This is a genomic window from Kitasatospora nipponensis (assembly GCF_039528135.1).
Lineage (GTDB): Bacteria > Actinomycetota > Actinomycetes > Streptomycetales > Streptomycetaceae > Kitasatospora > Kitasatospora nipponensis.
Map to the genome: position 1 here is coordinate 27,924 of NZ_BAAALF010000066.1, position 11,191 is coordinate 39,114.

At 72.2% G+C, this 11,191-nt stretch carries 7 protein-coding genes; 3 read left to right on the forward strand and 4 right to left on the reverse strand.

Annotation, left to right across the window (positions count from 1 at the left end; translation table 11 throughout):
- The first annotated feature begins 455 nt into the window (after window positions 1–455).
- The gene (locus tag ABD323_RS19500; RefSeq protein ID WP_344442993.1) at window positions 456–3,215 is read left to right on the forward strand and encodes a glycoside hydrolase family 6 protein; all 2,760 of its coding nucleotides are present in this window, start codon (window positions 456–458) and stop codon (window positions 3,213–3,215) included.
- A gap of 30 nt (window positions 3,216–3,245) precedes the next feature.
- Here the strand turns inward: ABD323_RS19500 and ABD323_RS19505 are convergent, their stop codons facing one another.
- From ABD323_RS19505 to ABD323_RS19515, 3 genes are all read right to left on the reverse strand, one after another.
- Window positions 3,246–4,580, reverse strand: a complete 1,335-nt coding sequence (locus tag ABD323_RS19505) for an MFS transporter (protein WP_344442994.1) — start codon at window positions 4,578–4,580, stop codon at window positions 3,246–3,248.
- A 138-nt stretch (window positions 4,581–4,718) separates the two neighbouring features.
- Window positions 4,719–4,955 carry a hypothetical protein gene (locus ABD323_RS19510; RefSeq protein WP_344442995.1) on the reverse strand — a complete coding sequence of 79 codons (237 nt, stop codon included), beginning with the start codon at window positions 4,953–4,955 and terminating at the stop codon, window positions 4,719–4,721.
- A gap of 151 nt (window positions 4,956–5,106) precedes the next feature.
- Window positions 5,107–5,472: a YciI family protein gene (locus tag ABD323_RS19515; protein ID WP_344442996.1), complete on the reverse strand. Its 366-nt coding sequence runs from the start codon at window positions 5,470–5,472 to the stop codon at window positions 5,107–5,109.
- Between the two features lie 525 nt (window positions 5,473–5,997).
- Here ABD323_RS19515 and ABD323_RS19520 point away from each other — a divergent pair.
- Window positions 5,998–8,574 (forward strand): collagenase, encoded by a 2,577-nt coding sequence (locus ABD323_RS19520; protein WP_344442997.1) that lies wholly within the window; start codon window positions 5,998–6,000, stop codon window positions 8,572–8,574.
- 121 nt (window positions 8,575–8,695) lie between these two features.
- Here the strand turns inward: ABD323_RS19520 and ABD323_RS19525 are convergent, their stop codons facing one another.
- On the reverse strand, window positions 8,696–8,989 hold the full coding sequence (locus tag ABD323_RS19525; RefSeq protein ID WP_344442998.1) for a hypothetical protein: 294 nt from the start codon (window positions 8,987–8,989) through the stop codon (window positions 8,696–8,698).
- 285 nt (window positions 8,990–9,274) lie between these two features.
- On the opposite strand from ABD323_RS19525, the gene ABD323_RS19530 reads away from it, so the two are divergent.
- Complete coding sequence (locus ABD323_RS19530) at window positions 9,275–11,134, forward strand: M1 family aminopeptidase (RefSeq protein WP_425556071.1); 1,860 nt, start codon at window positions 9,275–9,277, stop codon at window positions 11,132–11,134.
- Window positions 11,135–11,191 lie beyond the last annotated feature (57 nt).

Consider the following 11,191-nt stretch of genomic DNA (forward strand, 5'->3'; position numbering starts at 1 on the left):
GGCAGGGGGGCGGGGGTGGGACGGGGGAGTGGGACAGGGCGCCGGCGGGAGCGGCGGGTGGGGCGTCCGGTGCAGCGGGGTGGGAGCTGAGTGGGAACCTGATGGGAGCGCTCCCACTTGCCTGGCGGAAGATTCCCGCCTTCCGGGGGTGCGTGTCAAGGGGGTGTCCACCGCGTTGCCACGGGATGTCCCGCGCGGCCCGGCGCGCCGGACATCACGGCCAAGAGGAAATGCCGTCAGAACCGTTGACGGGTTCACGGCGCCTCTGGCTTGATGAGGGACGCCGCTTCCCCCACCCGCTGCGGCCACCCCACTGCGCTGCCCCGCCCCGAGGGCCTCAGGTCTCCCTCCGCGACGAGTGGGAGCGCTCCCGTTCCCTGCCCGCCGCCGTCACCGCCGCCCGTGGCGCCGGCGGCGGCGCGGACCGATCCTCCACCCACGAAAGGACCGCACCCATGGCACGTCGACACCTCCCACGACTGCGAGCGGCCACGCTCGTCGGCGCGATCGGCGCCTCGCTGATCCTGCCGCTGTCGGTGGCCACCGCCGCGCCGGTCACGGCCGCGCCCGCCCCCACCGTCGCTGCCGCCGCGCCGGCCGCACTCGCCACCGCGGCGACGCCCGAGGCCCACCAGGACAACCCGTTCGCCGGCGCGACGGGGTACGTCAACCCGCTCTGGAAGGCGCAGGTCGAGTCCGAGGCCGCCGCCCAGCAGGATCCCGCCGTCGCGGCCCGGATGCGGACCGTGGAGGGTCAGCCGACCTCGGTGTGGATGGACAGCATCGGCGCCATCGCCGGTCCGGCCGGGGGCATGGGCCTGCAGGCGCACCTGGACGCCGCGCTCGCGCAGCGCCGGGCGGGCACGCCCGAGGTGTTCGGCCTGGTCGTCTACGACCTGCCGGGCCGGGACTGCAACGCGCTCGCCTCCAACGGTGAACTCCCCGCCACTGCAGCCGGGTTGGCCCGCTACGAGACGCAGTACATCGACCCGATCGCGGCGCTCCTGGGACAGCCGAAGTACGCGGGCCTGCGGATCGTGGCGACCGTCGAGCCGGACTCGCTGCCCAACATCGTCACCAACTCCGCCGTGACGGCCTGCCAGAGCGCCGGCCCGCTGTACGAGCAGGGCGTCGAGTACGCGCTGAACGCCCTGCACGCGATCGGCAACGTCTACACCTACCTCGACGCCGGGCACGCGGGGTGGCTGGGCTGGCCCTCCAACTCCACACCCGCCGCAGCCGAGTTCGCGAAGGTCGCCAAGGCCACCAGCGCGGGTTTCGCCAGTGTCGACGGGTTCGCCACCGACACCGCCAACACCACGCCGCTCAGGGAGCCGTTCCTGACCGCCTCGACGACGGTGGGCGGGCAGCAGGTCATCGGCGCCGCCGCGCCCAACGACTTCTACCAGTGGAACCCGGACCTGGACGAGGCGACCTTCACCGCCGACCTGTACCGGCGCCTGGTCGCCGCCGGATTCCCGGCCGGCATCGGCATGGTGGTCGACACCTCGCGCAACGGCTGGGGCGGGCCGAACCGGCCGACCGCCGCCGGCACCGGCACCGACGCCGGCGCCTTCCTGAACGCGAGCCGGGTCGACCGGCGACCGCACCGCGGGGCCTGGTGCAACGCGTCGGGCGCGGGACTGGGGGAGTTGCCGCAGGCCACCCCGGCCGGCTACCCCGACTCGCACCTGGACGCCTTCGTCTGGATCAAGCCCCCGGGTGAGTCGGACGGCAGCTCCACGGCCGTCGCCAACGACCAGGGCAAGGGTTTCGACCGGATGTGCGACCCCACCTACACGCCCGCCGGCGCCGGGTGGAACGGCCGGACCACCGGCGCGCTGCCGAACGCCCCGCTGGCCGGCCAGTGGTTCCCGGCCCAGTTCGACCAGTTGGTCGCCAACGCCTACCCGGCCGTCGCCGCCGGCACCACCGGCACCTCCACCTGCGACCCGCAGGGCACCATCAGCCTGGCCGGCGGCGCCTACACCCTGCAGGCCAACGAGTGGAACTCCACCGCCACCCAGTGCCTGACCGCCACCTCGGGCACCGCCTGGAGCGTGAGCACCGCCGACTTCACCCTCGGTGGCGGCGGAGCCCCGGCGACCTATCCCTCGATCTACCGGGGCTGCCACTGGGGTGCCTGCACCACCGGCAGCAGCCTGCCCATCCAGGTGAACCAGCTGGCCTCCGCCACCTCCTCGTGGAGCACCGTGCAGCCCGCGGCCGGTGCCTACGACGTCGCCTACGACCTGTGGACCAACTCGACGCCGACCACCACCGGCCAGCCGGACGACAGCGAGATCATGGTCTGGCAGAACAGCCGCGGCGGCGTCCAGCCGTTCGGCGCCAAGACCGGCACCGCCACCGTCGCCGGGCACACCTGGGACGTCTGGACCGGGCAGCAGTCCGCCTGGAAGATCGTCTCCTACGTCCTCCAGGGCGGCGCCACCTCGTTCGCCGACCTCGACCTGAAGGCGCTGGTCGACGACTCGGTCAGCCGCGGGGTCACCGCGGCCGGCTCGTACCTGATCGACGCCGAGGCGGGGTTCGAGATCTGGCAGGGCGGCCAGGGCCTGGCGACCACCACCTTCTCCTTCGACGCCACCCGCGCCGGGAGCGGCGGCGACACGACACCGCCCTCGGTCCCCACCGCGCTGGCCGTCACCGGCACCACCGCCACCAGCGCCTCGCTCTCCTGGGCCGCCGCCGGCGACAACGTCGGCGTCAGCGGCTACACGCTCTACCGCGACGGCGTCAGGGTCGCCACCGTGACCGGGACGAGCTACACCGACACCGGCCTGAACCCGTCGACCGCCTACCGCTACACGGTCACGGCCTCCGACGCGGCCGGCAACACCTCGGCCGCCTCGACCCCCGTGACGGCGACCACCGGCGCGGGCGGCGGAGCCCCGGCCTGCGCCGCCTCCTGGCACCTGGACAGCCAGTGGAACCCCGGCTTCGGCGCCACCGTCACGGTCACCGACACCGGCACCACCGCCACCCACGGCTGGACCGTGACCTGGACCTGGCCAGACGGTCAGCAGCTGACCAACTCCTGGAACACCGTGGCGCAGCAGAGCGGCCAGGGCGTCAGTGCCGCGAACCTGTCCTACAACGGCACGCTGGCCCCCGGCACGGGGACCACGTTCGGGGTCCAGGGCACCTGGAGCGGCGTCAACGGCACCCCGACGCTCGCCTGCACGGCCTCCTGAGCGTCCGTCGGTCCGGTCCGGCCGGTGCGGTCAGCCGCCGGCCGGACCGGCGGGCACCCGGTCCGCGGCCGCGGCCGGCGGCTCCGCCGCGTCCCCGGGTACCGGCTCGCCCGGCAGGTCGGCCGGCGGCTCGGCCGCCCCGTCGACCGGGAGATGCGCGGGCAGCCGGCGAACGGCCGGCACGCACAGCAGCGCCAGCGCGGCCGGAACCGCCAGGGCCGTCATCGCGAACAGCGTGGTCCGCACGCCCAGCGAGGCGGACGCCGGTCCGGCCAGCGCCAGCCCGAGCGGCATCAGCCCCGCCGACAGCAGGTTGTCGTACGAGCTGACCCGCGAGAGCGAGCCCTCGGGAATGTGGGTCTGCAGCGCGGTCTCCCACAGCACGAAGAAGAGCGAGACCGCCACCCCGGTCACCGCCTCCAGCGCCGCGATCAGGGCCACCGAACCGCCGGAGCCGATGATCGCCGCCTGGCAGGAGGCCACCGCCAGCGCGGCGGCGGCCACCGCCATCGGGCGCGCCATCCGCAGGCGGTAGGCGCACACGTCGCCGACGATCGCCCCCACGCCGAAGGCGGCCACCACCAGCGACCAGCCGGCCGCACCGCCCCACTGACGCTGGGCCAGCACGGGCCCCAGCACGAAGACCGCCGGCAGCACGACGACGTGGTAGACCGCCATGGCCGCCATCCCGGACCACACCCAGGTCCGCGAACGCACCTGCGCCCAGCCCGCCCGCAGCTCGGGCAGGATGCCGCCACCGGCCCCGTCCACCGTCTTGCCGCGCGGTCGCAGCCCGCTCAGGAACAGCGCGCTGGTCGCGAAGGTCAGTGCGTCGAACGCCAGCGCCCCACCAGGGCCGGCCAGCGCGACCAGCCCGCCGGCCAGTGCCGGACCCAGGACCAGCCCGCCGGACTGGACGAACCCGCGCAGGGCGTTGGCCTCGCGCAGCCGCCCCGGTGGGACGACGAGGGGCAGCAGGCCGGTGGAGGCGGGCATGAAGAAGGCGTCCGCGGTGCCGAACAGGGCCATCAGCAGGACCAGGTGGGTCACCGTGGCCGTTCCGGTGATCAGCAGGACGGCCGCCGTGCCCTGCACCGCGCACCGCAGCAGGTCGGAGAGCAGCATGATGCGGTGCGGCCGGAAGCGGTCCGCCCACACCCCGCCCACCAGGGTGAAGAGCAGCAGCGGCAGCAGCGCGGCGGCCGTCACCAGCCCGACGTCGGAGGCGGATCCGCCCACCGAGAGCACCGCGAAGGGCACTGCCACGAACGACACGCGGTCGCCCAGGACGGAGAGCGACTGCCCGGCGAAGAGCCGGGCGAACTCGGGCTCCTCGCGCAGCACACCGGGGATGACGGCTTTCACGGGCAGACCGATCGAGAGCAGCGGGAGGGGGAGCGCGCCAGCGCACGCAGACCCCGATGCTAGGGCGCCCGTCGCCCGACTGTCGCCCGAGTTTCTCCCGCCGGGTGGCTGCCGTGCCCTCGCCGCGCGGCGCCGGGGTCAGGGGTTGCGGCCGGTACTGAGCGGCACCTGCCGCAGGTAGGCGGCGCCGCAGGAGTGGCAGAAGGGCTGCGCCGCCTCGGTGCCCCAGGCGTCGGGGGACTGGGAGGCGGCGTCGGGGGAGATGTCGCGACCGCACATGGCCTGGCTGCTCCGGTCCCGGACCATGTGCCAGTGCAGGATCGCGCCGTGGGGATCGCCGTCTTCGTGCTCGGCCCGCATCTCGTAGTCTTCCATGACTGAATGGTCCGGGGAGCCCGGCGGCCCAGCGACTTCGGCTGGCCCGAACGGAGGTCCGCGCGGCCGTGGCCGCACGGGTCGGCCCGCCCCCGCGGCCGCCCCCGGCCCACCCCGCGTGGGGCTGGCGGCGGCCGCAGGTGGCGCCGGGTCAGTCCTGGGGCAGCTCGTCGAACTCGACGACCTGACGGATCTCGACCTCGACCTCCTCGAAGAGCTCGGCGTAGCGCCGGGCGAAGGCGACGGCCTCCGCGTGGTCGGCGGCGTTGATCAGGGCGAAGCCGCCGATGACCTCCTTGGCCTCGGTGAAGGGTCCGTCGGTCGCGGTGGTCGCACCGCCCCGGACCTTGCGGACCAGCGCGCCCTTGTCGGAGGGGTGGACGCCCTCGGCGGTGATCAGGATGTCCTTCTCGACCGACTCCTGGATGAACGCCCCCATCTTCGCCATGAACTCCTGGCTGGGGTTCCACGCCTCGGGGGCGCGCTCGTCGAGCCGGTGCATCATCAGAAACCGCATTGCTACTCCCTGAACTTTCGGGCTGGGTCCGGTGGATCCCGGACGTTCCGGCAGCCGTCACCTGTGCGTCGAACGGCGGGACGTCGAATCGACACGGTCGACGAAGTTTTTTCCGCAGCCACCGAGCGGGCACTGGGCGGGCACCGGTGGGCGCCGCGCCGCGCCGCGGGGACCGCCGCCGGGGTGACCGTACCTCCGCCGCCGCCACCGGCTGACCCCGGCTCAAGTCGCCGGGCTCCGGAGTGTTCGGGCCGGTCCAGGGGGTTGACGCGGGCCGGGCCGGGGGCGAAGGTGGCGGAAAGCATCTGACATGCTACGTGTGATATTGCACTAGGCCCCCTCGTGACCCGTTTGCCCGATCCGTGCAGGTCGACCCCCATAGCCGCACCGCACCCGGCAGGGCGCACAAGGTCATATGACATGTGACATTGTTCTCCCCGTCATCCGATGGCAGGATGCATGTCAACTCCCCCATCGCCTCGCCTGACGCTCAGTTAACTCCCCCCACAGGAGAAGGACCCAGCAGTGCGCCTGCGAATATCGCTCCCCACCCTCATGGCCGGCGTCGTCGCCGGCTGTGCCATCGCCGCCACCACGCTGCCGGCCTCCGCGCTGGCCACGGCCGGCCCGGCCGCCGCCGAGCGGGCCGCCGCGACCGCCAACGACCTCCCCAAGCCGCTCGGCCCGATCGTCGCGGCCGGCTCGCAGGACAGCGCCCCCGTCGCGGCTCCGTTGCCGCCGGCCCTGCTCGGCCAGGTGGTCATGGGCCAGCCGGCCGGCACCGCCGTGCAGACCACCCCCCGCCCGGTCCAGCAGCAGGCGGCCAAGGCCGACGCCACCCGGTCGGCCCTGGCCGCGGGTGCCGCCGACGCGCAGACCTGCACGCCGGCCGACTTCGGCAGCCGCAGCGGCGCCGCGCTGGTCTCCTTCATCGAGGCCTCGACCACGACCTGCGTCAACACGCTGTTCAACGTCACCGGCACCGACGCGGGCAACATCTTCAAGGAGCAGCAGATGCTCACCGTCGCCAAGGCCTTCCAGGGCCTGGCGACCACCTACACCGGTGACAACTCCACCGGCATCTGGCAGTTGGTGCTCTTCCTGCGCGCCGGCTACTACGTCCAGTCCTACAACGCGGGCGCCGTCGGTCCCTACACCGCCGCGCTCACCGCCGCGACCAAGGCCGGCCTCGACGCCTTCTTCGCGAGCAAGCACTGGAACGACGTCAGCGACAACAACGGCACCGTGCTCTACGACGTGCTCGTCCTGACCGACAGTGCCAACCTGCAGGGCACGTACCTGAACACCTACAAGCAGGTGCTGAACGGCTACAACAACTCCTACAACGCGTTCCCGAAGCTGGTGAACGCGGTCAACGCGGTGCTCTCCGCGCCGCTGTGGCGGGGCAACTGGAACGCGGACTTCGTCAGTGCGGTCAGCACCGACCCGAGCATCCTGCCCACCCTGAGCACCTTCGCGCTCAACCACAAGGACCTGCTCAGCGGTGCCAACGCCTTCCTCGACGTCAACGCGGGCAACGACCTCGCCCGGATCTCGGGCGACAACGCCACCATCGAGGCCGTCGCCAAGCCGTTGGTGAAGTCGGTGCTCGACGCCGTCCAGATCACCGGCGCCACCGGTCCGCTGTACGTGCACACCGCCTTCCAGGCGAACCAGTACGACCCCTCGCAGTGTTCGTACTACAACACCTGCAACCTGCCGGCGAAGCTCACCGCCGCGGTCCTGACCAACACGCTGACCTGTGACAACCGCAACCTGCTGGCCGAGGCCCTCTCGCCGGCGGACCTGGCCGCGGTCTGCGCCAGCCTCCGCGGTGAGGACACCTTCTTCCACAACATGGTCAAGGACAACGGTCCGGTCCCCGGGCAGTACGACAAGACCATCACCCTGGCGATGTTCGCCAACCAGGCCGACTACCTGACCTACTCCTGGGCGATCTTCGGCAACTCCACCAACAACGGTGGCCAGACGGTCATGGACCCGACGGACCCGGCCAACCAGGCCGTGTCGGTGATGTACCAGAAGTCCTGGATCGACGGCTTCACCGGCAACGTGTGGAACCTCAACCACGAGTACACGCACTACCTCGACGGCATCTACGACATGAAGGGCAACTTCGGCACCGAGATCTCGGTGCCGAACATCTGGTGGATCGAGGGCGTCGCCGAGTACGAGTCCTACGCCTACCGCGGCACCACCGACACCCAGGCGATGACCGAGGCGGCCAAGCACACCTACAAGCTCAGCACGATCTTCCAGAACACCTACGACAACTCGGACTCGACGCGGGTCTACCCGTGGGGCTACCTCGCGGTCCGTTACATGTTCGAGAAGCACCCGGCGGACGTCACCGCCATGCTGAACCACTTCCGCACCGGTGACTACCAGGGCGGCTACGCGGTCTACAACGGCATCGGCACCGCCTACGACGCCGACTTCGACAGCTGGCTCACCAGCTGCGCCGCCGGCGCCTGCTACGCCGCGGGCCCGACGTCCCTGTTCGACCAGTCGGTCAACGGCGCCACGGTCACCCTGACCGACCGGTCCGTCGTGACCAACAGCACCTCCCAGATCACCGGCTGGCACTGGAGCTTCGGCGACGGCACCACCGCCGACCAGCAGAACCCGACCCACACCTACGCCGCCGCCGGCACCTACACGGTCGACCTGACCGTCACCGACGCCGCCGGCAAGACCGCCAGCACCCCGACCTCGGTCACCGTGACCGTCGGCAGCGGCGGCACCACCCTGCCGACCTGCACCGACGCGCGCACCGACGCGATGGGCCAGAACTGCTCCCGGGCCAACCGCGCCGAGGCCGCCGGCAACAGCGACTACATGTACATCTACCTGCCGGCCGGCACCAGCACGCTGAAGGTCACCACCTCCGGCGGCACCGGCACCCTGTCCCTGTACTACAACCCGACCACCTGGGCGTCGCCGAGTGCCTTCACGGCCTCGTCCACCCAGCCGGGTACCACCCAGAGCCTCACCGTCACCAACCCGACGGCCGGCTACCGCTACATCAGCCTCTACGCCAACACCAGCTTCAGCGGCGTGACGGTCAGCACCCAGTTCTGACCCGGCCTCACCGACGGGCAGTCACGGCGGCGGTTCACCGCCCCGTGGCTGCCCGTCGTGCTGTCCGGGGTCCGGGGGTGAGGAGCGGGGGCCCGGGTCCTGCCGGTGGCGGGGCGGACGGCTACGCGGGCGCGCCCGGGTGGCGGATCCAGCGGGCCAGGGTGGCGACGAGATCGGCGTCGAGCTTGGCCAAGCGCCGCAGCCGGCCGGTGTCGCCGACCTCCAGCGGGACGTCGGCGTCGGCCAGGGCGGTGGCCAGTTCGGCCCACGACGAGGCGAAGGCGTCGATGTGCAGGGTGTCGGACGCCTCCTCGACCGGTGCGGTCGCGGCTGCGGGTGGCGGCGGCGGGGGAGCGTGCTTCGCCCAGGCCCGGCGGGGGTCGGCCGGCAGGGTGGAGGAGCCGTGTCGGGTCACTCCCACTCAACCCCCGGCGGGGGCCGCCGGGCACGCCGCGGCCGCGGATTCACCCGGGCGAGTGAGCCGAGCCCGGCCGGCACCCGGCCCCCGAATGGTTATGGCATGACCCTTTCAATGCCAGGGGTTTACTGTCAGGCTTTTCTCCTGGCCCCAGGGGCGGGGGAGGGCGACTCGACGGCCCCACCTGACGGCATGTCATCTTCCCGGTGACAACGCCCCCTCCTCCCGAGCGGCCACCAGCTGTCCCCACCAGCTGTCCCCCGAGAGGATCCGATGAGCAGCATGAGCAACAGACTCCTCCCCGTCCTCGCCGGCGCCGCGCTCCTCGCGGCCGCCGCGGTGACCGTGCCCGCCACGGCGGCGTCGGCCACCACGGCCCCGGCGCACGCGGCGTCGGCCGCCGACTGCACGCCCACCCAGGTGGTGGCCAACGGCGGTTTCGAGAGCGGAACCTCACCCTGGACCGGGTCCACCGCCGTGATCACCAACCGGGCCGGCCAGAGCGCCCACGGCGGCAGCTCGTTCGCCTGGCTGGACGGCCGCGGCTCCACCCACACCGACACCCTCGCGCAGAGCGTGACCGTGCCGACCGGCTGCAGCACCGCCACGCTGAGCTTCTGGCTGCACATCGACACCGCGGAGACGACCACCTCGGTCGCCTACGACAAGCTGACCGCCAAGATCGGCGGCACCACGCTGGCGACGTACTCCAACCTGGACGCCCGCTCCGGCTACCTGCAGAAGTCCTTCGACGTCTCCTCGTTCGCCGGTCAGACCGTCACGCTCTCCTTCAGCGGCGTGGAGGACCCCAGCCTGCAGACCAGCTTCGTGGTGGACGACGTCGCGCTGAACACCTCGGGCGGCGGGACCACCCCGCCGCCCGACGCCACGCGCACGCCCGCCTCCCTCGGCTACACGGTCAACCTGACCAGCGACAGCACCGGCGGCAGCTGGACGGGCCACGAGAGCGCGACGTTCAGCAACGCCTCGCCCACCGCGCTGAGCGAGGTGTACCTGCGGCTGTGGGACAACTACCACGGCAGCTGCCCCAGCACGCCGATCACCGTCACCAACGTGACCGGCGGCACCGCGGCGGCGCTGACCGTCGGCTGCACCGCGCTCAAGATCACGCTGCCCACGCCGCTGGCGCAGGGTCAGAGCGGCTCGATCGGCTTCGACCTGGGCATCACCGTGCCGGACGGCGCCGACCGGTTCGGCCGTGACGGGGCGTTCAGCTTCATCGGCAACGCGCTGCCGGTGCTGGCGATCCGGGACGCGGCGGGCTGGCACCTCGACCCGTACACCAACAACGGTGAGTCCTTCTACTCGCTCGCCGCCGACTTCACCGTCACCCTCGACCACCCCTCCGGCCTGCTGGTGCCCGCTACCGGGACCTCGGTGGACACCCCCGGCGCCGCCGGACGGACCGTCACCAAGGCGACCGCCGGCCAGGTCCGCGACTTCGCCTGGGCCGCCGGACCGTTCAGCCGGATATCGGGCACCTCGCCGGCCGGCGTGAAGGTCAACGTCTACTCGGTCAGCGGGATCAGCTCCGCCAGCGCGCAGTCGATGCTGAGCACCTCCATCTCGGCCATCGACGCGCACGCCCAGCGCTTCGGCGCCTACCCGTACGGCGAGGTGGACGCCGTCCTGGACAACAACTTCTGGTTCGGCGGGATGGAGTACCCCGGCTTCGTCCTCGACCTGGTCAGCACCACCGCGCTCACCCACGAGCTGGGCCACCAGTGGTTCTACGGCATCGTCGGCGACGACGAGTACAACAGCCCGTGGCTGGACGAGGCGTTCACCGACTACGCCACCGACCTCGCATTGGGCAGCACCGGCTCGGGCTGCTGGAACAGCGTCTCCTGGGCCTCCACCGCCGAGAAGATCACCGACTCGATGGCCTACTGGGACGCGCACTCCTCGCGCTACTCCACCGTGGTCTACGACTACGGCAAGTGCGCCCTGCACGACCTGCAGCGCGTGCTCGGCGACACCGCGATGACCAAGCTGCTGCACGACTACGCGCAGTCGCACTGGTACGGCGTCTCCACCACGGCCGAGTTCAAGGCCGCCGCCCAGGCGGCCACCAGCACCGACCTGACGTCCTTCTGGACGCAGCACCGCATCGAGGGCTGACCGCCTCGCGCCCGGCACGTGTCCCGCCCGGTGCCCGCACCGGGCGGGACACGGAGC

Excerpts from the sequence above, each read along its gene's own strand:
- ABD323_RS19530 (WP_425556071.1), top strand. The coding sequence starts at position 9,275 with ATGAGCAACAGACTCCTCCCCGTCCTCGCCGGCGCCGCGCTCCTCGCG.
- ABD323_RS19510 (WP_344442995.1), bottom strand. The coding sequence starts at position 4,955 with ATGGAAGACTACGAGATGCGGGCCGAGCACGAAGACGGCGATCCCCAC.
- ABD323_RS19515 (WP_344442996.1), bottom strand. The coding sequence starts at position 5,472 with ATGCGGTTTCTGATGATGCACCGGCTCGACGAGCGCGCCCCCGAGGCG.
- ABD323_RS19500 (WP_344442993.1), top strand. The coding sequence starts at position 456 with ATGGCACGTCGACACCTCCCACGACTGCGAGCGGCCACGCTCGTCGGC.